The following is a 25,633-nucleotide window of genomic DNA, read 5'->3' as shown; positions in this document are numbered from 1 at the left end:
AGTTGCAGAAACCGCGAAGGCTATGACATTAAATAAGCTCCTCAACTCAAGTAAAACATCAAATTATTCGGGGAACAAGTGATTTGTGAAACCTGTAATTTATTTAAACTCGTCCCGGGGCTTATCTGCCCCCTCATCTGCCAATTCATTAAATTCGATAGAACGCAGGTAGCTATTGAAATCGTTTAATAGCGTCTGATATTTTTTTGCCAGTTATTTATCCTATCCGCACCATTGCAACAATTGTTATTAATAAATAAATCAGATTGTCCTAAAATAGCGAAGTCGGCGGGAACAAAATATTCGGGAAATTCTTTCGAAAAATCGTGTCTTATAACAAGGCCTATCTTTCGGATATTTGGCGGAGGAAGATTCTTTTGTTGAAACCAATTGTAGCAAGAGCGGCGATTTATCTGCAATGCCCGTGCTAAGTCACTGATATTATAACCGTTTTTCCGTACTATGTACTCCGTAATTTGCCCGTTATGTTTCTCCATAATTATAAGTTGCATTTTACAATACAAAATTCCGACCGAAAATGAAGAAATACCGTTTTTAAAATCTAATGGTGTAAGATTTTTCCGTTCATTGTATTCATTTTCTTAAAACGAAAATTAAATTTAGTGTTTTAACAGTTGCCGGATCAGGTGAATGTTTTATGATACAAAAATGCTCACAAAAAAAGACTTTCCCATACATGATATTTTTTAGGCATAATCTTCTGTAAGTCAGTTTTTTATATTATTTAAAAAAGAAATTGACGCAAGATAAACTATGGGTTAATAGCTCTTTTTAACTGGGAGTTTAAAAAAATAATGAATACAAACGATTCAGCTACTGGATATTTGCTGAATTTCATTTAACGATAATTAATTTGTTATTACTTTATTTATGCCAGGGATATTTTTAATCAAAAGATTATAAAAAACGCACACATTGGAAATAAAAAAGCCTTTTATTAAAGAAAACTTACAGCAATTATTTAAAATGATGTAAATTAAGTCAATTCATTTGAAGCATGGAAAAACCCCGATACCAAAGCGTTACAATCCCAATAATATTGTCTTTCCTTTTGATAATTATAACGTTTTCCTATGATATTTGCACTGCTATTGACGTCGAACAAGACAGAATTGGGCGCTTTAATAAATGCATTTGTTCCGCTTGTTCTTGGGGTATTAAGTTTGGTTATTATGGCAATGGTGTTAATTTTTTCGAGGAAGGAAAAAATTGCTTTTTACACGCTGATATTTTTAGGTGCAGTTAACTTAGCTACTGCAGTTTTTCTTAAGTTCAATTTTAAAGATTTCTCACCGCTAAATTCTAATCACGACTTAACTACGTCAAAAGTTCTGCTTTCTTCGGTTTTAACACCAATTAACGAGCGTAGCAAAATTATAATTGAAAATCTTGACGGCTTGCCTGATAATGATGTTCTCGCATTTTCATTTGTGCATAAATCCGGTATTACCAATAGTGATATCCGCAAAAAAACCTTCGACCATAAGGAAGTAACTGTCTGTTTAATCAATAATGCTTCTTCTGATTTGATAATCAGAGGTATGGCGCTATCTGACGATGAACTTTGGCATATTAAATCAATAAAAAAAGATGACAAAATACAAAGCACTTATCCTTTAGTAATCACGCCTTCAGGCCAGGTATACATAACAGTCGAATTCACCGCTGCTAAGATCGAACAGCGCATCAAAGCCCCGTGGTGGAAATATCTGCTTAAAACTCAAAATTTTTTGGCCGTACAATCAAGATATTTTAATTATCAGAAATTAAGAGGCGCTACCTGTATCAATACAAAGGGGATTTTGGTTTTAAAAACCGACAGTAAAACGGAGCCATACTGCAATATTCATCTAAATGGTTTATGGCAATATAAAGTAGAGGGAGATTGGGAACCAGATTTACAAAGAGTGGTTAATACGTTGGGCTTCGGGACCGTAATAGGCTTTAAAAATTTTGATAACGGTTTAAATGGGAATAAGCTTGTTCCTTTTTCTGATGAAGTTACAGGGAACTGTTTCAGTGTTGCCGACCAGAGCAAATCCGTAAGAATAACTAAGATAGCCGCTTATCACGGCTGTTGTTCCGTCGAGGCCGTTGATTCTACCTGTTACTATTATCCTGCAAAAAATAAAATGTTCCCTTTGTTTGTGTCAATGCCGCGTACCAGGCAAATGTTATTTCCTAATGGCTATAATACGGGTGTAAATTCAGTTTGTTTTAAACCAGATTATCCGTTTGTTTTAAAAGTTGGTAAATCCGACATGGAGAGAAAAAGAAACTTTCAAAGTAAAATTGGATTGAGAATATGGAAAGCCCGCGACTTAAACGGCTCACCTATTTCCAATGCCTTTATTTTAGGTGCTGATCATTTAGGTGCAAGAGGCACCAATTATGATTATCAGGATGAAGTTCTTTATATAGAGAATGTTAAAATTAAGTAAAACCTCTTTATAATTATATTGCCGGGGAGACAAAAAATGTAAAAACCTCGACTATCTATAAATTAATGTTTTTAACAATTTCTTTTACTTGGCTCAATGTGTCCTCCTGGCCTTTGAAATTGTCAAGTACATCATCGATTATAATCCTAAAATTTTGGGCGGATATATCTCCTTCACAATTGTAAGTATTTTTAGTTGTTGAAATTAAACAATAGCTGTCTGATTTTAGAATGATCTTAAGACTTTTATAAGCATTTAACAGCCGTTTCACTACAGTTTTTTTAACAGCTTAATACGTACTACGCATGTAGAAAGTTACGTGTTAGGCTAATGAAAAAAACAGCATTAGCTATAAATCAATAGAAAATTATAGGTAAGCACGATCTTGCAGGATCAGGTCATTGAATTCTTGTAATAAGCGTAAATATTTCTCTTTCCAAAAATCATTTTGGCTTTGTGCAAAATTACTGATATAAATTACCGGGGCATCCTGCATTTGATAGATAGATTTAAAATCATCCCTATGGAAAAATTCCGGAAACTCATGCGAGAAATCATGCTTTATTGTTAATCCTATCCTGAGAATGATTTCTTCCTTTAGGCGTTTCGAATTAAACCAATTGTATACTGATCTCCGATTTATGTTGCAAGCTTTGGCTAAATCACTAATACAATAAGCATTTTTTCTTACTCTATATTCCACAATTTGCCCGTGATGCTTTTCCATAAATTTAAGATATTGATAGTTGGCTATAATTTGTTGTTTATTAATGGTCAAAAAAGATTTACATTATTGGTGGCCCGATAGCTAATTAAAAATATTGGCAGACATTACGGCATATCCCTGTGTTGTTTGTTATAGACATACACAATTATATTTAATAATACTAATGATGTAACTAATGCCTCCATAAGGGTAGCGTAAAAAGGTTAAAATATCGATGGAAGTCAAATTTAACTAACGCGACAATGAAAATCTACAATTTACTACCTCGCAATTTGATACAATAATATGCTCATAAATGACCGCTTTTTGTGGTGGTTTCTCGTTTTTTAAGCGGGAAGCAAGTACTAAAATTCATTATTGGTCTTCATTTATAAATACAATTACGATATGCTGGGTTGGATTTACAATTATTCTCATAATGTTATACACTTTTGTGTATGAGGCACTTCGTTGGTTTTGATGTGCTATTTTTACTAAAAAAAGATCAAGATTATGGAAATTTTAGACAAAAAATTAAAGCTAGGGATGTTAAACCAAGGGAGTGCAAATGCTTTAAATGTAACTACATTTATTAAACGAGTGGGGTGTTTATTTTTAGCGGCCGTATCGTTTTTTGCAAATTCAGGATGTAAAAAATTATCAGATGAGGATATACAAAATAAAGGTAGCTATTATGGTTACGGCAAACTTGTTGTAACTTGCAGTGGAGAATGTAACGTGTCGTTTGGAGAAGTTGGAAAAATGAATGTCTATACTATTAGCTCAACAACAGCAACATATAGCTTCAGGTATCAAACCAAATACCAACTCGGAATTTCTATCACTCCGACAGATAAGGACCAAAGCATAAAAATGGATGTATATAGCAGGGAAGAGAAGCAAATTTTTCACAACACCGTCAATCAAAAGGTTAATATTCCATGGCAATCACAGATTCTGGTACCATAACGCTAAACATGGTGCTATATCCCCAAGGTTTAATTGGAGTTTAAAATATTATATTTTTAATGAGATTTAATTGAATCTGCCTCCAAAAGGGCCTGGTGCACAAGCACCAGGCCTTTAGAGCCTAATTAGTTGGATGGCTATAAAAAAAGAACCCTATAAGGGTAATTGAATTTGAAATCAGGGAAGTATGATTATGACCGGTTAAGAATGTCGATTACTTTCAACCCTGCTTCTCAATAGGGTATTGTATTTCTCAAGTAATTCAATGTATTTGTCCTTCCAGATAGCATTTGCATTTTCGGACGGATAATCGCTATGAAAACCACCCTGTGTTTGCATAAAATCGCTTTTTCTAAATAATTCAGGAAACTCTGCGGAAAAATCATGCGAAATTAATATACCTATTTCATGAATAATTTCCTGCTTTAAATATTTTTGGTTGAACCAATTATAAACAGATCTTCTGTTCATGTTTGTCATTCTGGCCAGTTGGCTTATACTGACCCCTTTTTTCTGATGACTAATTCAACTATTTGCCCATAATGCTTGTCCATGCCGGTAGAAATTTGGAGGTTAGGTTATACAAATTACTCAAATAAGTATATAAATAAAAACGCAGATCAAACTTGTTGATATGCACGGAGGTTTTGCAACGGTTCACCAACCCGAGACAGATGCTCCGGCTTGATTTTAACAGTTAATGCAAATCCCAGATTTTCAATCGTCAAAATAACCAACCTGCCGTTGTAAGCTGTTACAATGCCCTCGTGATGGGATAACAAACCATCTTTAACTTTTATTTGCTCGCCTAATGTATAAGGCTTCAATGAAACAACCTCAATATCGGTATAAGTGCGTATTGTTGATTTTATATTTTCAATTTCCTGAATTGTAATAACCACCGGATTGCCGCAGTGCTTTACCACGTGTAACACACCTGATATCTGCATAATTTTAGCGATATCATAATTATTGGCTAAAACAAAGATATAAGATGGAAAAAGCGGTATTCCCACAGATTTTAAGCGGTCTGCCCATTTTCTGGTAACGTGTAACAAGGGGCAGAATGATTTGAAGTTATGATCTTTTAAAGCCCGGTCGATTTTTTTCCCACCTCGGTCGTGTGTATAAGACAAGCCATTTCTTTTCAATCTGATCCATTTTTGTAAAAGATTTTATCTTTTTAAGCGATTTCCGGTTGGTTTCAAATGTGTATTCAACCAATTCTTCATAACAATTGTTTCTAAAGATAAACGAAAACTGATACGGGATTGTGCAAGATGGGAAATTTGTGTATGAACATGAGAAATGGTGAGAAGCAGAATAGAAATATGTTACAGTCTATTACAAACAAAGCATTTACTACATTTCTTGGCCCGGGTCGCTGTTGCTTATTAGTTTCTCACATTTATACAATTCAGCATCAACGATGTTTAATATCAGCTTTTTATGTCGTTTTATAGGTAAAATTGCTATCGAGGATACAATAAAATGATTTGCGAGGCGGTGAAGTTATCTCTTATGCTATTGTAAAAGGTAGTTATCAATAACAACTCAAATGGGTATTAATGATCGACCGTAAAAAATAAAACATATGACCAGATTTTTCCCCATATTGTTTTTGCTACTTATAAACTTTATCCATCTTAACGCGGCGACCGGTATTATTAATCATAAAGTTTTGCGCGTCGGGATAAAGACAAAACCGGATACCTGCAGCAGTATCAGCACATTGCCCTGTAGTGCCCTTACCGTTACTCTTCCTTTCAAATTATCGTTTGATGCCTCAGTACCTAACACTATTATTGATAGAAATGGCCAGGGAACAGGTTTTACAACGGTAAACAAGTACTCTGGTGTAAGATTAGCGGCTGACGGTAACCCCTCAAACCCAGTCATGCCAGGTTATGAAGCATCAAAAATAACTGTAATGGGCGGAAGTTTACAGCTGGTTACCAATAAGGGCATTGATATATTAACTAATAACAACCAACTAAATGTGCTGGGTGTAAAGGTTAATCCTGTGAAAAAACTACAGATAGATGTGAAGGTTATCAATCCTGTGAATGGAGCACAGGCCCAGCAGGCAGGTATTTGGTTCGGATTAAATGATAAAACATATCTTAAACTGGATGTAAGCAATAATAAAATTGAATTAAGAAGAGAAATCAACGACGTTACCAGTTCAATATCTGGTATTGCTAACCCGGATCAACGTATTACGCCAGCTATCACGGCTTTAAGTGCCAAAACAGTTAGTCTGAGGTTAGTGATAGATTCTGTAGCCAAAACAGCAGAAGGCTTTTATTCAACCGATGGGTTAAATTTTTTGAGCGCTGGGGCGGGCTATGCAGCGCCGTATATCAGTATTGATAGTACTGGTATAATTAACCATGCAAATTACGCAGGCATTTTTGGAACGCACCGTAACGCCAGCGGGGCGGTAACATATAGTTTCGACGACTTTGCAGTTACGGATATAGGTTCAAATTCAAAAGTGCTTTCCTTTTCTCAAAACATACTCAATATATCAATAATCAAAAAGGGGCTGGTGTATCCGCAAACAGTAAATATTACTTCAAACGTTGCTTTGCCGGCAGGTTACACGCTAACTAAAACAGATGCAAATTGGTTGAATTTACCACAACCCAAAAATAACTTATTAACCTTTGATGCCAACGCAATCGATTCAAATACAAATGCGGGTAGTTATCAGGCTGTCGTTACCTGCGCCGCCACTGGTTACAAATTTGCAACATTACTGGTAAACCTTAACGTAGTTGACGGTCAATTCTCACAACCGATAAATGTTAATTTTCAAGACCCGGCAGCGATTCCGCCTGTAAATTATATGAGAGATTACGGCCAGGGCTATGCCCTGCGTACAGCGCCATTACAGGGGAGTGGGTTGGAATTTGGTTGGCGACAGAAAATCTGATGGCTCGGCAATAAATATAACCGGTAATGGCCGGAATAGAAATAACCCCGAAGACGTACTATTGGCCACGTTAATTCATATGCAGGCCAATACTATCAGCGGATCGTTTAGCGGCACCAAGGTCGAATCGTTTTGGGAAATTAAGGTTCCTAATGGTATTTATGATGTAACAGCATCTGTTGGTGATGGTTATGTGGGTTCGGCACCCGAGTTTCATTCGTTAAATATTGAAGGCGTTAATGTGATAAATCGCTTTGCGCCGGTTGGTAAGGAAGGCTCGATAGGGCGTTTTAAAGCTGTAACCAGCCGCATAATCGTTAATGACGAAAAACTAACTATAACAGCAGATGGCGGTACAAATACCAAAATAAACTATGTTAATATAGTGCCATATTCTTTGAGTTCGTATTTGTTTTGGGGCAAGGGCAACCAAAATTTGATTGTGAATGCAGGATCAAAAGATGTAAGCACATTCTCGATACCGTTAGGCAGCTCAAATAACCAGGCAACATCGTACGCCGTTAGCGCAAGTTATACGGGCGCGAGTAGCAACTGGCTTACTTTTACCCCCTCGCAAACGGGGGTACAACCCGAAGTTTTCTTTAACTATTCTGCCACAAAAAACTTACCAATAGGTAATTACAAAGCCGTGATTACCGCAAAAGCGCCACAGTTTACGAGCAGTACATTTATTGTGCAGATAAATGTTGTTGATAGTTTAAGGCCTTATGTGATATCATCATCGCCGGCAAACGGGGCAACGAAAGTGCCGTTAAATTTGGTTAGTATAGCCGCGAATAATTTACATGTGCCTGTGGCTGCCGGGTATCATGGCGGTGTGGATAACAGCACCATCACCAATAATACTGTTAAATTATTTAAACTTGTTGATACATCATATATTGAAGTGCCGGGTGTTGTGCAAGGCACCGGTGGGGGCGACGCCATCAGTATTTCGCCTTCGGCAACCTTAGATCCTAATGCCATTTATAAGTTTGTTATAACTTCGGGAGTTAAATCGTACGCAAACATCCCTTTTGTGCCTTACGAGATGACGTTTACTACCGATGCTGCGCAGGTAGATTCTGTCGGCTCTTTTAAACGCTCAGTTTACCAAGGTACCCATTGCCGGAACACAGAATAAAAAGTATAGTTCGTTAGCTATCGGCCCCGACGGTAAATTTTATGCTCTGCGCCTGGATGGTACGATCGAGCGTTATTTAATGAACCATACCGACGGGTCCCTTACGCTGGATAAAACAATGGGCACCTTGGTTGCCAAATATGGCGAGCGGACAGCTATTGGCTTAACCTTTGCTCCTACGTCTACCTCAAGCAATGTAATTGTATGGGTTTCTCATTCTTCAGGCGGATTGACTGCGGCCCCATCATATGATGGAAACATATCTAAATTATGGGGAGATAGTTTACAATTTGAACAGTTGGTAATAACTAAGTTACCTCGGTCAACTCGCGACCACATGGTAAACAGCTTAGCATTCGGGCCTGATAACGCACTTTATATATGCCAGGGCAGTAACAGTTCGGCCGGATCTTACGATAATGACTGGCAGCGTAATGAAACATTATTATCAGGGGCTATATTACGATTGGATTTAACCAAGCTTAATAGTTTTGTTTTACCACTAAACGTGCAAACTACCTCTAACCAAATGGTGATAAACGCCGCTCCCGGCAACACTGCTGCCATGTCTGACGGAACGTATAATCCTTATAGCACGGTTTCGCCGCTAACTATTTATGCTTCAGGGGTGCGCAACGCTTTTGATATGATTTGGCATAGCAACGGGCAGTTGTATTTGCCAACCAACGGCTCGGGCGGTGGAGGTAATTCGCCGGCATCCGTTGCAGGTACCCGCAGACCTGACGGCAGTTTTTATCACGGGCCGGCAGTTGCCGCTACCGTTGGTGTAAAAGTACAAAACGACTGGCTGTTCAGGGTAAATCCCGATTTGCCTGTTGGCTTTTTTGGTCATCCCAATCCGTTGCGCGGCGAATATGTTATCAATAGGGGATATCCCGATAACCCGCTTTATTCACCTACAGTTAATCCCGATTCCAATTACAGGGCCGCATATAGCTTTGGTTTAAACAACTCGCCGGATGGGGCTTTGGAATATAAAAGCAACACTTTTAACGGCGCTTTAAAAGGGAAATTATTAGTATGCAGGTTTAGCGGCGGCGGCGATATTATTGTGATGGAGCCCGGCGCGATGACTAAAACTGCTTACTCCGGAACTAATGATCATATCTATGATATAGTAAAAGTTACCACCGGATCAAGTAACAGTGGCTTAATAGGTATGTCGGGCTTTGCAAATCCTCTTGATATAGTGGAAGATGCAGTAAATGGGAATTTGTATGTAAACGAATTTAACTGGAATAACAATACAAATCTTATTTCGCAGATAACCTTATTAAAGGTTTCAAGCCCTGCCCCGCCAATGCCGGTTTTGGCGGTTAGTGCCGTGTCCCGCTCATCGGTTAATGATAACGATGATAAAGAGTACCAGATAACACTGATTAATAAAGGAGACGGGGTATTAAAGATCAAGGATATACGGCTATCTGGGCGCGATGCCGGGCGTTTTGCTATCAGCAATATTCAACTGCCATCTGAACGGTCACTACTTGTGCTTAGTAAAAACAGATCTTTAAGTTTCAAGGTTAACTCAAAAACTAAGGTCGATGGCAACTTAAATGCCTTATTAAAAGTAACGAGCATTGACGATACCACTAAAATAGTTCAAATAGATAATTCTGCGCATGTAGATTCGGTTATCATCAAAAAAAGTATTGATGAATTTAAATCGGTGGCTGCAAGTGGCGACAGAACGTGTGTTGCAGGCTTATCCTAACCCCATAACAAACGGAATAGCGAACGTTAAGCTATCTCATTTCAAGCCGAATGAGCCTGTATCGATTTATGTTTTTGATATGACGGGCAAGAAACTCAAAACAAACAAAGCCCAGGTAGATGAAAAAGGGTCTTTAAGTACAAAATTCGAGTTAGAACAGCGGGGGGTAATAAATTCTACATCATTAGGGCCGTATACAAATCCGGTTACAAGTATGCCAAAATTATAGTTGATGGTGGCAATTAATAAAACAGCTGCCAAATGGCAGCTATATAACTATAAAGATTGTTTTAGATGAGGCGGTTTTTAGAAAAAAGTTTAAGAGTTTATTTAATTTATTTAACAGCGTTTGGCTGTATCGTATTCCTGTTTTGCAGTAATTATGAAACAGTAATTAAGCCTTCAATTTATAAACATGATGAAAAACTTGTTTCATCACTGCTTTGCATAGCCGAGAACCCCGTTATAGAGCCCGTTAAGATAAATTTTCAGGATGAAAAAACCGTACCGCCTCCGGGGTGGCTTAAAGATTTTGGCGGCCAGTTTGAAAACAGGCCGGGTGTGTATGAGGGATCGCAGTTAATGTATGGCTGGAAACGTGTTGATAACGGGCGACCGGTAGACATAACCGGTAACGGACGTGCGAGAAATGAACCAGAAGATGTTCTGCTGTCAACCTTTGTACATATGCAGGCTAATGATATTAATACCCTGTTTTATGGAATTTTTAAGGGAAAAAAATAGATAGCTACTGGGAGCTTAAACTGCTAAATGGGGTTTACAAAGTTACCGTCGCGGTTGGAGATGGAGAAGTTGGCAGGGCTACCGAAAAGGATTGTATAAATGTTGAAGGAGTAAAAACCATTTATAATTTCACGCCGATGGGACGCGTTCGAAGCCCCGGAAGATTTAAAACCTCTACCGTAACTGTTACCGTAAGTGACGGCGCGTTAACGATAGATGCGATAGGAGGTACCAATACCAAGATCTGTTATGTAGAAGTTGATCCCGTTAGCATATCACCATATGTTTATTTATCAGCAGGTTCCCAAAACCTTTTGGTTGATAAAAATAATAAAGACAGTAATACGATAAACGTCAATATCCATAATTCATTAAACACTAACATAAAGTACAAAGTATCAGCAAGCTATGACAAGGAAAGCAATGGGGTAGGCTGGTTAAACAAATTAAAAAATGTTAAAGAGGGAGATTCAGTTATAACTTTTGATTATTCGGCAGCAAGAGCAATGCCTACAGGCACTTATACAGCCTCTGTACACGTTTCGGCCAATGGATACAGTAATGCCGTTATAAATTTAGCCTTGCGGGTTGTGGATCATAAACGGCCTTATGTTATATCCTCTACACCAATAAATGGCTCAAGCGCAACCTATAATAATATCACTATAGCGGCCAACAACCTGTTTATACCTGTTGCCAAAGGAGTAAAAGGAGGGGTTAATAATTCAACAATAACCAACGAAACCGTAAAACTTCTGAAAATAAGCAACGGTGAAAGTATAGAAGTGGCTGGAAATGTGCAAGGTACGGGTGGTGGCGATGCTATCAGTTTTGCGCCTGCAAAGTCGCTTGAACCCAACACCATTTATAAGTTTGTTATCACAAGCGGCGTAAAGTCATACGCGGGAACATCTTTTATGCCTTTTGAAACTGCTTTTTCAACTGCTTCAGCGCCCGTTGATTCTGCCAATCTTCTCAATGCTTCTTTTACCAAAATTTCTATCCCCGGCACACAGAATAAAAAATACACCTCGCTAACTTTTGGCCCCGACGGGAAGTTTTACGCCTTGAAAATGGACGGAAGCATAGAGCGATTTGACGTAGACCATACAAGCGGAATGTTAACCAACATGACACTCATCAATACGCTTATCGCAAAATATGGTGAAATAACCGCCATCGGATTAACATTCGATCCGAGTTCAACGTCATCAAACCTTGTAGCTTGGGTTTCTTTTTCATCATCGGGTCTTACTGCAGCCCCGGTTTTTGATGGTAACATAACCAGGCTAAGTGGTAATGCTCTGAAAGATGAACAGCTTATGGTTACCAGGTTGCCACGCTCAACGCGTGATCATATGGTAAATAGTATGGCTTTTGGCCCGGATGGCGCTTTGTATATATCAGTAGGCAGCAATAGTTCGGCCGGCGAATATGACAAGGGATGGCAAAGGGATGAAACGTTGCTGGCCGGCGCAATTTTAAGGCTTGATTTAAAAAAATTAAGAGATGTGAAGTTGCCGCTTAATGTACAAACAACTGCTAATCAGGGTCTGATAAACCAGGCATCTGATCTGGCCTTGAAGTTACCAGACGGTACTTATAATCCTTATTGCTTAACCGCACCGCTTACAATATTTGCTTCAGGCATACGTAATGCGTATGATATGGTTTGGCATACCAACGGCCAGTTATATGTCCCGGCAAATGGGTCTGGTGGTGGCGGTAATTCACCAGCATCTGTAAAAGGAACCAGGAGACCGGATGGTACATATTACACCGGTGCCGAAATACCTTCTACCAGGAGTGTACCGGTTCAGCATGATTGGTTATTCAGGGTAAATCCTAACAAACCGGTTGGTTTTTTCGGGCATCCAAATCCTTTAAGAGGCGAATATGTAATTAACCGTGGTTCGGTGGATAATCCTAATTACCAGTCAAACACAAAGCCTGATATTAATTACAGGGGTGCTGCATACGATTTTGGTTTTAATAAATCGCCAAATGGCGTGATCGAATACCGGAGCAACAATTTTAACGGGGCCCTTAAAGGTAAATTATTGGTTTGCCGGTTTAGCGGTGGTGGCGATATAATGGTTTTAGAGCCGGGATCGATGCTAAAGCAAAATAACAAAGGGACATCTACCGATGATCGCATTTATGACATAACTCATACTGCAACCGGGGCAAGTAACTATGGCCTTGAAGGGATGAACGGATTTGCCAATCCGTTGGATTTAGTAGAAGATACCATAACCGGCAATTTATATATCAGCGAGTTCAACTGGAATGAGAACCCAAACTCTATTTCACAAATAACTCTGTTAAAGGCTAATAAAAAAGATATAGAACAATCTAAACCCACTGTGTATGCGTCGGGTAAGCGTTGATCTTGTCGCGTGTGGATGGTATTAAAGCAATTTGTAATGTTTTTTAGTCAATGATTATCATAAGATACGGTAATAAATTTAAATCCCCTTTTTCATGAAAAAACACAGGTACATTTTAATTGACAGCTCAATATTTAAGCGGTGTTACAGTGTTTTAATTTTATTATGCCTCGGGATAGGCTCTGCTTATGGAGCAGATAGAACAGCGGTGAAAGACTCTGTCAAAGGTATTACCGATCGCGTTTTGAGTCAGCCAGCTGATGGGTGCACACCTATTAGTACGCTGCCATGTTCGGCAATTACAGTGAGTTTGCCATATAGTTTGTCATTCACCGGCGGCGTAGCCTCCTCCATTGTTGATAAAAATGGTTTAGGAACAGGCTTTACTACGGTTAATAGTTATTCAGGTACACGATTATCTGAAGATGGTACACCTACTGATCCGTCGGTTCCGGGCTATGTACCTTCAAAGATAACGGTAACAGGAGGCAGGCTTCAATTGGTTACCAATAAAGGCATAGATATGCTTACTAACAATAACCAGTTGAATGTACTTGGGGTTAAAATTGTTGCAGTATCAAAATTGCAATTAGACGTAAAAATAATAAATCCCGCAAATGGTACCCAATCACAACAGGCGGGATTGTGGTATGGGTTAAATGATAAAACCTATCTCAAACTGGATATTAGCGGCAATAAAATAGAGTTGAGAAAAGAATTTAACGATGTTTCCAGTTCAGTATCCGGTACCACTAATCCAGACCAACGGATTACGTCAGTAATTAGCGGATTAAACACTCAAACTGTTAGCTTAAGGCTAATAATAGATTCAACAACCAATACGGCGGAGGGTTTTTACTCTGTAGACGGCGTAAATTATTTAAGCACGGGCGCTGCTTATTCAATTGTAGGGTTAAATATTGCCGGAACAGGCTTAACAACAGGGGAGCTATTTGCAGGCGTTTTTGCAACCCATCGTAATTCATCAACGGCACTTACATATACTTTTGACGATTTTGCAGTGAGTAGCATTGCGGTTCCAACCACCACTAATATTGACTTTTTACCTGCCGGTTCAACTGCTCCGGCAGGTTTCATTGCAGATAATGGCTTGCCTTATGATGCGACTAGAAAATACGGGTGGGTTAACCCGGTAACAAAGGTTCCTATAGATCTAAGTGCCAATATGCGCTTGCGTACAGGCACAAGTGATGCAAAACTGCGTTCAGTAGTTCAGATGCAAGCCAGCACTAACGGGCAAAATCCGGGTACCTGGGAATATGTTGTTCCAAACGGAAAGTATAATGTAACAGTAAGCGCGGGCGATGATGGCTATTACGACAGCAACCATCAAATTAATGTGGAAGGTTTACCTACAATAAGCGACTTCACGCCTTCTGCTTCAAATAAGTACAAATCAGGAAATGCAACTGTGCAGGTAAGCGATGGGAAATTGACTATCGATGCTAATGGCGGTACCAATACCAAAATGAACTATCTGACGTTTGCTCCATTTAGTGCCGTAACGGATAACACGGCTCCTACAGCCAGTGTTAGAACGGTTGGTTCGCTAAAGTTAACCGGCGTTTACTATGACCTGGTGAGGGTTTACATCACAGCGGGTGATGCTGGTGGGTCGGGCTTAAGTTCATTGCAATATTCAATAAATAATGGTGCCTATGTTAATTATACGGTTCCATTTTTCTTAACAGCTACCGGTGCCTACAAAATACAGGTAAAAGCTACGGATGGTAACAATAACCAGGTAATTACAAACGCCTACAACTTTAGTATCGTCCCTTCTTCGGGTGCATTTATGGTATTGAACAATCCGGATGCTTTTCCAAGCAATGATCGTTTGGTGTTTTCACTTATTCAAACGCCATGGAGAAGAACCAGCCCGGATACCACTGCTTATAATGCCAATCACGATAAAGTGAAGTTACGGATAAACAATAAAGGTACAGGCAACCTGGTGTTAAGTAACCTTACTTTGTCAAATAGTACAGCCTGGAAAATAGCATCTGTTAATACAGATACAAACAGTGTTGTCCCTATAAGTATAGCGCCTTTATCGTATGCGGATGTTACTGTGCAATTCATAGCCCAAAATGCGGCCACAAGGCTTAAAGTATTTAATGATACTTTAACTATAGCGAGTAATGATAGTATCAGCCCGCAAAAAAGGTTGTCTTAAGTGGGATATGGCAAGTGGCAGGGGAGAGTACTAACGAGCCCTATGCGCAGCAAATAATAACCGCGTTTGGTTTTAATACCAGTACAGGCTATGGGCATGATGACGGCGATATAGACGGCACAACAAGGGTTCCTAATTCGAGCGAAGTAAACGCGGGATATTTTGTAATTGCCGATCCAAGTAAGCCGATAACGGTTCATCAACTTGCTGCTTACCACGGTTGCTGCTCGGCGGTAGAAACTTTTGCCTATTACAAAAAAGGATCGAACACGCTTACCACGTTGTTTACGCATAGTAATTTAGATGGGCAATCTGTTTTGCCGCGATTAACAAATACAACAAAAGGGTCTGCACAGGGTTCGTTCACGATATCGGGATCTTTTGGAATTAAAGTTGGTACATCATATTCTGATCGTACCAAAAATTTCAACGGCCTTATAGGCATAAGATTTTTAAAGGTATATGGGCCTGATGGTAACATTGTTCCGGATGCCTATATTTTAGATTGCGATTATTTAGGTACATCTGCCACCAATTATGATTACCAGGACAATGTTTACTACATTGATAATATTAAACCGGATTCTGGTTCGCTACATCATTCTGAATTGGCGGCCTTACCCAACACGGCTATTAATTTCGACCCCATTAAAACCGGTACATCTTCATCATTTGTGGTAACGATAAAAAATCAGGGTATTACCTATCCGGACGGAACCGGCGATTCGCCAATTACATTGAAAAGCGCGGTTATATCAGGGCCGAATGCTTCGGAGTTTACTGTAAGTGCATTAAAAACTGCTACTTTGGCCGAGCAGGCGACTACCACGCTTACCGTTAAATACACACCTGCTTCTGTTGGTATTAAAAATGCTGCCTTGCTTGTAAATTATAACAGCGATGCTTCGCCATTGAGGGTGCCATTATATGCTATAGCCAATAATGCAAATAGCACGGTTAGTATTGTAAAACGCATTAAAGGGGGCTCTGACGTAAACTTGACTATCGGCAATCAGGTTTATGAAGCAGACAAAAATTATCGTTCCGGGTCGATCAAATTTGATTCCCAGCAGGTACTTACCGGGGTTGCCGGAACTGATATCGATTCATTGTATATAAGTTATTTGTCGGCAGCGGCAGACCAAGCACAAACGAGGTATGAGATCCCGGTAATAAATGGTGATTACTTGCTAAGGTTACATTTTGTAGAGAACTTTTGGACGGCACCAGGCTCACGGATCTTTAATACTACAATAGAAAATAAAGTAGGATTGCAAAATTTTGATATTTTTAGTGAGGTTGGATATCGTACGGCCCTGGTTAAAGATTTTACTACCACCGTAACCGACGGTTCATTAAGTATAAAATTTGACCCGACCGCAAATAGGGTTGCATTGGCCGGTCTTGAGCTGTTTAAGGTGAGCACACAGGCTACCTCATTGGCATCTACATTTATTGCGCCTGCGGGACCGTCTATCACCACCAAAAAAATTGTTGTGTTCCCTAATCCAAATTTCGGAGCATCATTTAGTCTTAACGCTGCAAATTTCCCCGTGAATGAACCAGTTCAATTATCAATAAGTAATATAAGCGGTAAATTGATCCAAACACAAACGTTTACGACCGATGAGTTTGGCGCTGCTGGGATACAAGTTACTTTTAAAAACAAGTTGGAACGAGGCGTATATATAATTAATACACATTCTTCTTCCGGAAATCTTTATTCGAAATTGCTAGTTCAATAGCCAGGTGATTTTTAATAATCATTGAGTTGAATTTGGTAGGGAAACCTGTCAAATTCAACTTTTTTTGAGAATTTTCAATTAAAAAGAGCCAATAAAACCGCTGTGCTACATGTGAATTATCGCTGGTTTTCACACCTATTCTCACAATTCTACATTAAAGTATCAATGCTCAAAATCAGGCCTTAATAATTGATATTTTGATAATATTTGTTGGAGATCAATGAGGAAATGCTTTAATAAATCATGAAATATTAAATTGATCGCAACTGATAGCCAAAATCTTACACGCTGTAAGCGAGATGGCGACGCTGTATCGAATCAATAACAATATATATGTATTACAAAATTATACAGATTAATAAGTAAAACGAGAAATGATTATAAAACACCTATACATGGAAAATAACCGTTACTTCATTGCTTTAATAGTTGCACTTTTTGGCTTCATGTTATGTTCATGCGGAAGCACAAAAAAGCTAATTTACGCGCAAGACGTTTCACAGGCGTCTACGCCAACTTCCCTGGCACTTGGTAATTACACAGAGCCTGTAATTCAGCCGGATGATATCCTGGCGATAAATATAAATACAACCGACCCAAATGCAACCTTGAGCATAAATAATAAAAATGGTGTTTATGCAAACGGCGGCACCTCAACCAATGGCTCTTCAAATCCGCTTGCGGGTTATTTGGTAGCGAAGGACGGCAATGTTGATATCCCGGTTCTGGGAACAGTGAAACTTGCCGGTTTAACAACGTTTGAAGCTCGTAAGACGCTAAAGGCTATTGCTAAAAAATCCTTTGAGAACCCAACCGTTGATGTTAGGTTTTCGAATTTTAAGATCACTGTTTTAGGCGAAGTGAATCATCCTGCGGCTTATATAGTGCCTAACGAGCAAGTGACAATTTTAGATGCCTTAGGATATGCCGGCGACTTGACAATTTACGGACGCCGCACAAACGTATTGCTTATACGCAAAAACGCCAATGGCAATGACTTTTCTGTGAGGCTGGATATGACGAGAAAGGAGTTTTTGAATTCGCCATATTACTATCTGAAGCAAAACGATGTATTATACGTGGAACCGCTTAAAACAAAGGTTCTTAACAATGACAATAATCTGGTTAAGTACTTGTCGTTGGCAGCTACCTTACTCACTGCTGCAATATTTGCAAAACGCTATTTGTAGTAACCGTTTAACGCAAGTTAATTCTCTATCTATAATTCACCCCAAGAAACAAATGAAAACAAGATATTTAAACGGGAACGATAAAAATGACAATAAGTTGCTGTCGCAACTAAAGTCCTATTGGTACTTATTCTTATTATGTCCGATACTATTTGTGGCATTGGCGTATTTTTTTACCATTTACGCCACTCAACAGTACCTTGTAAGCAGCTCAATGCTGCTGCAGCAGCAACCTAATAATCCAGATGCCAGCTCCGCATATGCAAATGGCGGCGCAACATCTGCATTAAACCTGAATGAGATTATAAAAAATGAAGGCGATGTGCTCCGGTCGCGCAACCTGATTCAGGAAGTGGAGCAAAAGCTGCAACTCAACATTAAATTGTTCGCTAATAGTGGATTGTTCGCGACAGAGATCTATGAAGAATCGCCTTTTGACGTAAAAATAGCCAAAACTAAAGTCGACTCTTTGAAAAGGCGGGAGTACGTAATTACTCCGGTGGATGGTACCCATTTAAACATTGCCAACTCAAAAGAGAACGTAAACTTAAATGTAAGCTATGGAGCTGCTATCAAATTGCCTCAGTATGACCTGATAGTTACAAAAAAACCGAACGTGCCAGTTTTGTTAAGCGAATATTCTACACAAATTGTATCTGATGATGACGCTATAGCGGATATTACCCGCAACTACGACGCGGAGTTTATAGATAAAGGTACTACCACCGTTGCGCTAACATTATATTATCCAAATTCAAAGAAAGGTGAAGTGATATTGCAATCCTTAATGAATCAATATCTTGAGGATAATCTTACACAGAAAAAAGCATCTATTGATAGTACTATTAACTTTATTAATTCTCGACTGGGGGTTGTAGAAGATGAGTTAACTAACGTTGAGAAAAACTATCAAAACTACCGTAGCAGTAATAATATCGCGGATCTTGATGAACAGTCGAAAGTTTTGGTTGGCTCAGCAAGCGAAAACACCAATAAATATCAGCAACAGCAAATTCAATTATCTATAATTAAGGATATAAAAAGTAGGCTTGACGATCCTAACAATAAGCAGGTTATTCCAAGCTCGTTGAATATCCAAAACGCTTCGTTTGCAGCAAGCTTATCCCAGTACAACAATTTGCTGAATGAAAGGATAAAACAGCGTTTATCCTTCACAGAAACCAATCCGGTTATAGTTAACATAGATCAACAGATACAAACAGTAAGGCATAATTTGTTGCAAAGCATTGATAGTTACAAAAATGAGATGGTTTTGAACAGCTCGGGAATTAACGCTCAAACTAATATACTGAGTAACTCCATCAAACAGGTTCCGGGCAAGCAACGTACTATTATGGATTTTAACAGGCAGCAGGAGCTTAAACAGCAACTATATGTATACCTGTTACAAAAAAGAGAAGAAACTTCGATGGCCAAGGCGGCCAATATATCTTATTCAAGGATAATTGATGACGCGAAAAGTTCAAAAGATCCTGCTAAACCTATCAAACCGCTTATTTACGCCATGGGCTTTTTTATGGGGCTGATAGTGCCTTTCGGTATAGTTAATTCTAAAAAGCTGATACAGTCAAAAATTGTTTCTGAGGGAGATATAGAGCAACAAACCGATGTTGCGATTATAGGTAAAATTGGGCATCAATCGCTAAAACTCAATTCAAAATCAGATCAATTGGCCCGGACACAGGTTACAGAAAGCATGCGCACATTGCGAACTAAGCTTAGGAATATATTGGATAGCGGCCAATCCAGTGTGATAATGGTTACCTCGAGTGTAAATGGAGAAGGGAAAACTTTTCTGACCAAGAACCTGGGTGGCACTTTTGCGATGGCGGGGAAGAAAGTATTACTGATAGAATTAGACCTCCGGAAACCGAAGCTCTCATCCGTATTGAATGTTGATAACGCAGACCTCGGTTTTTCCAACTACGTTTTAGAAAACATCAATGCCGATGATCTTATCAAGCCCAGCGGATTTGACGATAACTGCTTTGTAATAACATCGGGACCGGTTGTTTCGAATGCCAGTGAACTTTTGTTGACAGATAAATTGGGTGAACTTATAACCGAAATGAGAAATAAGTTTGATTACGTAATTATCGATAGTTCGCCCGTAGGGCTTGTATCTGATGCACTTGTGATCCAAAAGCATGTTGATATGACCATTTATGTTTGCCGTCATAACTACACAAATAAATCCCAGATTGAAATCATAAATGAAATAAAGGAGAAGGATAACGTGGATAACCTGTACCTGGTTATTAACGACGTTAATTTTTCGAAAGCAGGTTATTTCGGGTATGGATATGGCATTGGCTACGGGGATTGACCTACTGATATAGTCTCATTAATATAAAAGCTTCAAACATCTTTTAAAAGCTCGATTTTATGATGAAAGTATCATTTATGGTTACCACTTGCGTGTTGCTGTTTTACACATGCCGTGCGCAAAACCCTAAATCTCAGTTTGTATGGGGTATAAATGGGCATCCCTTAACACAAAAGGACTACAGTAATAATTTAGATGACCAAATAGCAGCTTTAAAAGATTTGAATGTTTCCAGCTATCGTTTTGACGTAATACTCACAAAGGATGGTTATGCAAAAAATCAGCCGGCGTTCATAAAATTGCTTCAAGCGCTTAGGCAAAATAATATTTTGCCTTTTGCCGCCGTGATGCAAACAGGTATTGGCGGGATGCCACCAGATTCTGTCTATCAAATCGCGTTTTCACAGGGGAAGAATTTTGGTGTAGCCTACGGTGATTATTTTACCGTGCTTGAAGTAAACAATGAAGTTGATAACAAGATCAGGGTAAGAAATGTACCAGCCGGAGTTAGACCTGATGCCGAGTATGATATCGAAAAAAGTAAGCGTTTTATGGCGCAGATATCAGGCTTTATAGATGGTGTCAAAACGGTTAAGCCCTCTATAATGATCTCGCTGTCAGTTAGCTTTACCCATTTTTACTATCTGGAGTTATTGAAAGAAAACAAAGTGAACTATGATATAATTGGCTGCCATTGGTATTCCAACATGGGAGACATGCTTGCTCAAAAACTACCAATAGCAAATGTGCTTTCCTATATACAAGGTCATTTCAATAAACCCATCTGGATTACGGAGTTTAATAGGTTCAAAGGCACGGGTGCTGTGAGTTTTGCTCTGCAAAGCCAATATATAACCGATAATATCCCTAAGCTGATATCGCAGAAGAATATAGGTGCATTTTTTGTTTACGAGCTTTTTGATGAACAGTCTTTGTCAGCAAAATTCCCATTAGAAGCAAACTATGGTATCATGTATAAGGATGCTTCGGGTAATTATGTTAAAAAGGATTCCTTCTATGGCTATAAAAGATTGATATATAAGTAAATAAATAAAGTGTTGAAAGTGGTTGACTACGGCTCTGATATCAGCCGGTTGCTAACCGACCCTAATAATTTAAGTATTGCGTTAAAATTACAAATCTCACAGCTATGAAAATCGCAATTGTACATGATGACTTGGTGCGTAAAGGTGGCGCAGAACAGGTGGCTTTAAGTTTTCACCATGCATACCCATCGGCACCAATTTATACGCTTTCTTATGATGCCGCCAATACTTATCCGGAGTTCAAATCGTGTGATATCAGGACAAGCTGGTTTGGTAAGTTCATAAAAAAGGAAAAAACATGAAGCGTTTTTTCTATCCTCTTGGGGTGATGGCCATGCAAAGATTGGATTTAACTGACTATGACGTTATACTTCAATCAACAACACATTGCGCTAAATATATCAAAGCGGGTGCTAACGCACTGGTAATTACCTATTGCCACAATCCCTTTAGATTGGTTTGGAGCCCAGACTCTTACGAAAAAGTTAGAGAATCGGGCAAGCTAAAAAGGAGCATATTAAACAAGGTGCTGGCCACTTTGAAAAGCATCGATATTGAGGCGGCCGATCGTACAGACTGGTTTATCACAAATGCAAGGGAGGTTGTATCAAGAATTGAGAAAGCTTACCACCCAAATAATCCAATAGTGGTTATCAACCCTCCCGTGCGGATTGAGAATTTTTATGTTTCAAATTCCGTTAGCGATTATTTTTTGGTGGTTTCCCGTTTCGAGTCCTATAAAAAAGTAGACTTGGTAATTGAGACATTCAACCAGATGCCAAACAAAAAACTTTTGATTGTAGGCAAAGGCTCAAGAGAAAAGGAACTAAAGGAAATAGCCAATAGTAATATAACATTTTTGAGCGGGCTTGATGCCCGCAACCTTGCCAAACTTTACGCTAATTGTAAAGCGTTCATTTTTCCACAATTGGAAGATTACGGTATAACCCCCTTAGAAGCAAATGCATCGGGCAGACCCGTTATTGCTTATAATAAGGGGGAGTATTGGATACAATGATCCCCTATACCGATAATTCGATGAAATCAACAGCGATTTTCTTTGAACACCAGACTGTCGAATCGTTAAAAGAAGCAATTTTATTATTTGAGCAATTGGAGTTTGATCCCACCTTTATAAGCGCGCACGCGCACGGTTTTGATGAAAATCATTTTATTGAAAAAATAAGAGCCTTTGTTTCAGAAAAATACACCGGCAGCACTGGTGAACCAAGCCTCAAAGAAGCTAAAAAGTGGAGAAAGTTGGTGTATGAGAGTTTTGCTAACAAACAGTTTTTATTATCCTGCTTTTGTGGGCGGTGCCGAAGTTTCTGTTAAAATTTTGGCAGAAGGCCTTGTAAATGCCGGTCACCAGGTATATGTATTAACAACCGGATTGTATGATCAGGTTTACCGGGTAAATGGAGTAATCGTAATCAGCCTGAAACAACAAAATATTTTCTCAATATATGGCGGTACTGATGGCGTCTCTAATCTGAAGAAAAGTATTTGGCATTTAATTGATTCTTGTAACCTGTTTTATCACACCCGGATCACCTCTATATTAAAAAGGATCTCGCCCGATATAGTAAATACAAATACCATACAGGGGTTTTCACCGGCTTTGTGGCTTACAATCAAAAAGCTCAGAATTCCCCTGGTACACACCATGCGCGATTATTACTTATTGTGTCACAAATGCAGCATGTTTAATAACGGTAATTGTGCCACTTTATGTGCACCATGCAAGGTTACCCATCAGGTAAAAAAACTTTTTATCATACCCAGACCATTACATTGCTATCAGTGATTTCATTTTGAAAAAGCACCGTCAGTTTTTCACTATAGCAGATGGCCGCGCTACTACAATTTACAATGCGGTATTAAAGGCTGGAAACCATAAGCACAACACCGAAACCGGAAAGTTCAGGTTAGGCTATATAGGAAGGGTGGCAGCTGATAAAGGGGTGAGATACCTGGTTGATGAGTTGTTAAAGCTTCCTGACGATAAAAAAGATATGCTAAAAATTATTTTCGCCGGAAAAGGCGACCCCGAATTTGTAGCACAATTACAAACTGAACTTACAGGGATTGAACATGCGTTTCTGGGTGTTATAAGTCCAGCTGATTTTTATGGGTGTATTGATACCCTGATTGTCCCGGCGCTTTGGAACGAGCCTTTCGGCCGTACTGTAGTTGAGTCCCTATCTTTTGGCGTACCAGTATGCCAAAGCGACAGGGGAGGACTGGAGGAGATTTTTAGTGCTGATTGTTCCTGGCTGTTTTCACCGGACGAGGGTAACCTTTTAGACTTACTTCAGCATGTTTTAGATAACCGTGATGAAGTAGAGAGGAAAAAACAAAATTGCATCCGTCGGTCACGTGATTTTTCGGCAGATAACTATATCAAAAATTACCTGGAATTATATCATAAAATACTTGTCCCCTCGGCCTTACTTCAATCTGCAAATTGATTTACAGCCGGCGATAAAACACTGTTATACTTTTTTAACTTATATGGATAATGCAATTCTATCAAACGAAAACACACAAGAACTAAATATCAAAAAAGCAGGGTCCGACAAAAAAGTTGTAGTGTCCGGTATCTTTTGGAATTTTGTTCAGTTAGTTGTTAATCAATCCTTCAATTTTCTGCTAAAACTGGTATTAGCAAAATTGCTTTTTCCCGGCGAGTTTGGAATAGTAGGCATGGCAACCGTGTTTACGGGCTTTGTACAGGTATTGAATGATTTGGGCGTTGGTGCAGCGTTGGTACAGAAAAAAGAAGAAACTTTACGCTCGGAGCATTATCATACCGCCTTTTGGACCGGGGTTGGCTGGTCGCTGTTGTTGTTTCTGGTTATGAGTTTTGCGGTAGCGCCCCTGGCTGCAATATTTTATAACAAACCTATTCTTGAATCAGTAATACCGGTACTTAGTATAGGTATTTTAATAAGCCCGGTTAATTTAGTTCATAAGGCCCAGCTTACAAAGCAAATGGCTTTTAAAAAGCTGGCTTATATTGATAATGTATCAAATATTGTAGTTGGTTTGATAGCCCTTGTAATGGCGTTTAAAGGGGCCGGGGTTTGGGCTTTGGTTTTTAACTCAGTTGGTAATGTTTTTTTTGCCATGCCTTTGTTTTTCAGGGCAACCAGGTGGAAACCGGCCTTCATTTGTGAAAAAAAGCATTTAAGGAAATATTTGGATTTGGTGTTTACACAACCGGCTCTAATATCTTAAACTATTTATACAATAACATTGATTATTTGTTAATCGGCAAGCTTTTAGGCGCATCTGCCCTGGGTTTGTATACGTTGGCTTTTGTGCTTACAGATACTTTTCGCGGAAGGTTGATGGCTGTTATCAATAACGTGATGTATCCTATTTATGGAAAAAAGCAAAACGATCTGGTGGCAATTAAAAAGTATTATCTAAAAGTAGTTTTATTCAATTGTTTACTGGTTTTTCCGGTAATGATCTTTTTTATCGTAAATGGCGAGCCCTTTATTATCCATGTTTTTGGTGCCAAATGGCACGACACCGTAACTCCTTTACAGATTTTATCGGGTTCTGTCATGCTGCATATTCTGGTTAGCGGGAACACCTCTTTGTTGAGAGGTTTAGGACGGCCAGGTATGGAGATGAAGCAGCAACTTCTAAAAGCCGCTATATTTCTCCCTTCTCTGGCATTTGGGATATACTACGATGGACTTGTTGGAGCAGCCTGGGCAATTTTAATCAATAAACTTTTTGTGGTGCTTATAGCACAATATGGGTTTAGCTTTTTATTGACGGTTAAAATTTCTGTAAAAGACTTTTTTACCGAATTAAAGGTACCGTTCATCGCGGCGGCGGTTTCATTCATCACCATTTATTTGTTAAAAATGGTTGGGATAAACTTTATTATAAATGGTATTTGCCTTTGCATAGTGTACTTCGGCCTGGTTTATTTACTGATGGGCGATGAGTTAAAGATACTTTATCAAGGATTTAAAACGAAGAGGACGCAATCTTAAATTT

General features: G+C 39.0%; 22 protein-coding genes and 1 pseudogene. 20 read left to right on the top strand and 3 right to left on the bottom strand.

Annotation, left to right across the window (positions count from 1 at the left end):
- Positions 1 to 1,133: 1,133 nt before the first annotated feature.
- The gene (locus tag ACRQ5D_RS32005; protein WP_176844565.1) at positions 1,134 to 2,462 is read left to right on the top strand and encodes a hypothetical protein; all 1,329 of its coding nucleotides are present in this window, start codon (positions 1,134 to 1,136) and stop codon (positions 2,460 to 2,462) included.
- 367 nt (positions 2,463 to 2,829) lie between these two features.
- Here the strand turns inward: ACRQ5D_RS32005 and ACRQ5D_RS32000 are convergent, their stop codons facing one another.
- Positions 2,830 to 3,189, bottom strand: a complete 360-nt coding sequence (locus tag ACRQ5D_RS32000; RefSeq protein WP_143020868.1) for a hypothetical protein — start codon at positions 3,187 to 3,189, stop codon at positions 2,830 to 2,832.
- A 492-nt stretch (positions 3,190 to 3,681) separates the two neighbouring features.
- Between ACRQ5D_RS32000 and ACRQ5D_RS31995 the strand changes: the two genes are divergently transcribed.
- Positions 3,682 to 4,137, top strand: a complete 456-nt coding sequence (locus ACRQ5D_RS31995) for a hypothetical protein (RefSeq protein ID WP_091174241.1) — start codon at positions 3,682 to 3,684, stop codon at positions 4,135 to 4,137.
- A 201-nt stretch (positions 4,138 to 4,338) separates the two neighbouring features.
- On the opposite strand, the gene ACRQ5D_RS31990 is transcribed toward ACRQ5D_RS31995, so the two are convergent.
- Both ACRQ5D_RS31990 and ACRQ5D_RS31985 read right to left on the bottom strand, forming a co-directional pair.
- Positions 4,339 to 4,608, bottom strand: a complete 270-nt coding sequence (locus ACRQ5D_RS31990; protein WP_432327804.1) for a hypothetical protein — start codon at positions 4,606 to 4,608, stop codon at positions 4,339 to 4,341.
- Positions 4,609 to 4,757: 149 nt separating this feature from the next.
- Positions 4,758 to 5,288 (bottom strand): UpxY family transcription antiterminator, encoded by a 531-nt coding sequence (locus ACRQ5D_RS31985; protein ID WP_431198766.1) that lies wholly within the window; start codon positions 5,286 to 5,288, stop codon positions 4,758 to 4,760.
- Between the two features lie 443 nt (positions 5,289 to 5,731).
- Between ACRQ5D_RS31985 and ACRQ5D_RS31980 the strand changes: the two genes are divergently transcribed.
- The 18 genes and pseudogenes from ACRQ5D_RS31980 to ACRQ5D_RS31895 all read left to right on the top strand — a co-directional run bounded on the left by ACRQ5D_RS31980 (position 5,732) and on the right by ACRQ5D_RS31895 (position 25,629).
- Positions 5,732 to 7,075: a hypothetical protein gene (locus ACRQ5D_RS31980; protein ID WP_432327802.1), complete on the top strand. Its 1,344-nt coding sequence runs from the start codon at positions 5,732 to 5,734 to the stop codon at positions 7,073 to 7,075.
- Positions 7,041 to 8,219, top strand: a complete 1,179-nt coding sequence (locus ACRQ5D_RS31975) for an Ig-like domain-containing protein (protein WP_432327800.1) — start codon at positions 7,041 to 7,043, stop codon at positions 8,217 to 8,219. Before ACRQ5D_RS31980 ends, ACRQ5D_RS31975 begins: the two co-directional genes overlap by 35 nt.
- Positions 8,220 to 8,298: 79 nt before the next feature.
- Positions 8,299 to 9,954 carry a PQQ-dependent sugar dehydrogenase gene (locus ACRQ5D_RS31970; RefSeq protein ID WP_432327799.1) on the top strand — a complete coding sequence of 552 codons (1,656 nt, stop codon included), beginning with the start codon at positions 8,299 to 8,301 and terminating at the stop codon, positions 9,952 to 9,954.
- Complete coding sequence (locus ACRQ5D_RS31965; RefSeq protein WP_432329935.1) at positions 9,896 to 10,183, top strand: T9SS type A sorting domain-containing protein; 288 nt, start codon at positions 9,896 to 9,898, stop codon at positions 10,181 to 10,183. Before ACRQ5D_RS31970 ends, ACRQ5D_RS31965 begins: the two co-directional genes overlap by 59 nt.
- A 65-nt stretch (positions 10,184 to 10,248) precedes the next feature.
- Positions 10,249 to 10,698: a hypothetical protein gene (locus ACRQ5D_RS31960; RefSeq protein WP_431198763.1), complete on the top strand. Its 450-nt coding sequence runs from the start codon at positions 10,249 to 10,251 to the stop codon at positions 10,696 to 10,698.
- Positions 10,699 to 10,835: 137 nt separating this feature from the next.
- Complete coding sequence (locus tag ACRQ5D_RS31955) at positions 10,836 to 13,088, top strand: Ig-like domain-containing protein (RefSeq protein WP_431198762.1); 2,253 nt, start codon at positions 10,836 to 10,838, stop codon at positions 13,086 to 13,088.
- Between the two features lie 208 nt (positions 13,089 to 13,296).
- Entirely contained in the window at positions 13,297 to 15,285 is a 1,989-nt protein-coding gene (locus ACRQ5D_RS31950) for an OmpL47-type beta-barrel domain-containing protein (RefSeq protein ID WP_431198761.1), read from the top strand.
- Positions 15,286 to 15,299: 14 nt separating this feature from the next.
- Positions 15,300 to 17,030, top strand: a complete 1,731-nt coding sequence (locus ACRQ5D_RS31945) for a malectin domain-containing carbohydrate-binding protein (protein WP_431198760.1) — start codon at positions 15,300 to 15,302, stop codon at positions 17,028 to 17,030.
- Positions 17,031 to 17,425: 395 nt separating this feature from the next.
- Positions 17,426 to 18,220 (top strand): polysaccharide biosynthesis/export family protein, encoded by a 795-nt coding sequence (locus tag ACRQ5D_RS31940; protein WP_176844564.1) that lies wholly within the window; start codon positions 17,426 to 17,428, stop codon positions 18,218 to 18,220.
- 52 nt (positions 18,221 to 18,272) lie between these two features.
- Positions 18,273 to 20,567: a GumC family protein gene (locus ACRQ5D_RS31935; RefSeq protein WP_176844563.1), complete on the top strand. Its 2,295-nt coding sequence runs from the start codon at positions 18,273 to 18,275 to the stop codon at positions 20,565 to 20,567.
- A gap of 59 nt (positions 20,568 to 20,626) precedes the next feature.
- Positions 20,627 to 21,613 (top strand): glycosyl hydrolase, encoded by a 987-nt coding sequence (locus ACRQ5D_RS31930; RefSeq protein ID WP_091174216.1) that lies wholly within the window; start codon positions 20,627 to 20,629, stop codon positions 21,611 to 21,613.
- 104 nt (positions 21,614 to 21,717) lie between these two features.
- Positions 21,718 to 21,915 (top strand): hypothetical protein, encoded by a 198-nt coding sequence (locus tag ACRQ5D_RS31925; RefSeq protein ID WP_431198759.1) that lies wholly within the window; start codon positions 21,718 to 21,720, stop codon positions 21,913 to 21,915.
- Complete coding sequence (locus ACRQ5D_RS31920; protein WP_431198758.1) at positions 21,912 to 22,631, top strand: glycosyltransferase; 720 nt, start codon at positions 21,912 to 21,914, stop codon at positions 22,629 to 22,631. Before ACRQ5D_RS31925 ends, ACRQ5D_RS31920 begins: the two co-directional genes overlap by 4 nt.
- Before the next feature lie 20 nt (positions 22,632 to 22,651).
- The gene (locus tag ACRQ5D_RS31915) at positions 22,652 to 22,948 is read left to right on the top strand and encodes a hypothetical protein (RefSeq protein ID WP_432327795.1); all 297 of its coding nucleotides are present in this window, start codon (positions 22,652 to 22,654) and stop codon (positions 22,946 to 22,948) included.
- The gene (locus ACRQ5D_RS31910) at positions 22,923 to 23,420 is read left to right on the top strand and encodes a glycosyltransferase (protein ID WP_432327793.1); all 498 of its coding nucleotides are present in this window, start codon (positions 22,923 to 22,925) and stop codon (positions 23,418 to 23,420) included. Before ACRQ5D_RS31915 ends, ACRQ5D_RS31910 begins: the two co-directional genes overlap by 26 nt.
- Before the next feature lie 7 nt (positions 23,421 to 23,427).
- A complete protein-coding gene (locus ACRQ5D_RS31905; protein WP_431198755.1) occupies positions 23,428 to 24,084 on the top strand; it encodes a glycosyltransferase in 657 nt (218 codons plus the stop codon).
- Positions 24,085 to 24,127: 43 nt separating this feature from the next.
- Positions 24,128 to 25,098: pseudogene (locus ACRQ5D_RS31900) on the top strand (lipopolysaccharide biosynthesis protein); the annotation flags it as partial.
- Positions 25,087 to 25,629, top strand: a complete 543-nt coding sequence (locus tag ACRQ5D_RS31895) for a polysaccharide biosynthesis C-terminal domain-containing protein (RefSeq protein ID WP_432329933.1) — start codon at positions 25,087 to 25,089, stop codon at positions 25,627 to 25,629. The pseudogene ACRQ5D_RS31900 and the gene ACRQ5D_RS31895, both read left to right, overlap by 12 nt.
- The last annotated feature ends 4 nt before the right edge of the window (positions 25,630 to 25,633 follow it).

The organism is Mucilaginibacter sp. P25 (assembly GCF_050859465.1).
Lineage (GTDB): Bacteria > Bacteroidota > Bacteroidia > Sphingobacteriales > Sphingobacteriaceae > Mucilaginibacter > Mucilaginibacter gossypii.
This window is presented reverse-complemented; position numbering and strand designations above follow the sequence as displayed.

Excerpts from the sequence above, each read along its gene's own strand:
- ACRQ5D_RS31925 (WP_431198759.1), top strand. The coding sequence starts at position 21,718 with ATGAAAATCGCAATTGTACATGATGACTTGGTGCGTAAAGGTGGCGCA.
- ACRQ5D_RS31990 (WP_432327804.1), bottom strand. The coding sequence starts at position 4,608 with ATGAACAGAAGATCTGTTTATAATTGGTTCAACCAAAAATATTTAAAG.
- ACRQ5D_RS31965 (WP_432329935.1), top strand. The coding sequence starts at position 9,896 with ATGAATTTAAATCGGTGGCTGCAAGTGGCGACAGAACGTGTGTTGCAG.
- ACRQ5D_RS31895 (WP_432329933.1), top strand. The coding sequence starts at position 25,087 with ATGATCTTTTTTATCGTAAATGGCGAGCCCTTTATTATCCATGTTTTT.
- ACRQ5D_RS31935 (WP_176844563.1), top strand. The coding sequence starts at position 18,273 with ATGAAAACAAGATATTTAAACGGGAACGATAAAAATGACAATAAGTTG.
- ACRQ5D_RS31940 (WP_176844564.1), top strand. The coding sequence starts at position 17,426 with ATGGAAAATAACCGTTACTTCATTGCTTTAATAGTTGCACTTTTTGGC.
- ACRQ5D_RS32000 (WP_143020868.1), bottom strand. The coding sequence starts at position 3,189 with ATGGAAAAGCATCACGGGCAAATTGTGGAATATAGAGTAAGAAAAAAT.
- ACRQ5D_RS31920 (WP_431198758.1), top strand. The coding sequence starts at position 21,912 with ATGAAGCGTTTTTTCTATCCTCTTGGGGTGATGGCCATGCAAAGATTG.
- ACRQ5D_RS31970 (WP_432327799.1), top strand. The coding sequence starts at position 8,299 with ATGAACCATACCGACGGGTCCCTTACGCTGGATAAAACAATGGGCACC.
- ACRQ5D_RS31980 (WP_432327802.1), top strand. The coding sequence starts at position 5,732 with ATGACCAGATTTTTCCCCATATTGTTTTTGCTACTTATAAACTTTATC.
- ACRQ5D_RS31930 (WP_091174216.1), top strand. The coding sequence starts at position 20,627 with ATGATGAAAGTATCATTTATGGTTACCACTTGCGTGTTGCTGTTTTAC.
- ACRQ5D_RS31915 (WP_432327795.1), top strand. The coding sequence starts at position 22,652 with ATGAAATCAACAGCGATTTTCTTTGAACACCAGACTGTCGAATCGTTA.
- ACRQ5D_RS31995 (WP_091174241.1), top strand. The coding sequence starts at position 3,682 with ATGGAAATTTTAGACAAAAAATTAAAGCTAGGGATGTTAAACCAAGGG.
- ACRQ5D_RS31960 (WP_431198763.1), top strand. The coding sequence starts at position 10,249 with ATGAGGCGGTTTTTAGAAAAAAGTTTAAGAGTTTATTTAATTTATTTA.
- ACRQ5D_RS31955 (WP_431198762.1), top strand. The coding sequence starts at position 10,836 with ATGGGACGCGTTCGAAGCCCCGGAAGATTTAAAACCTCTACCGTAACT.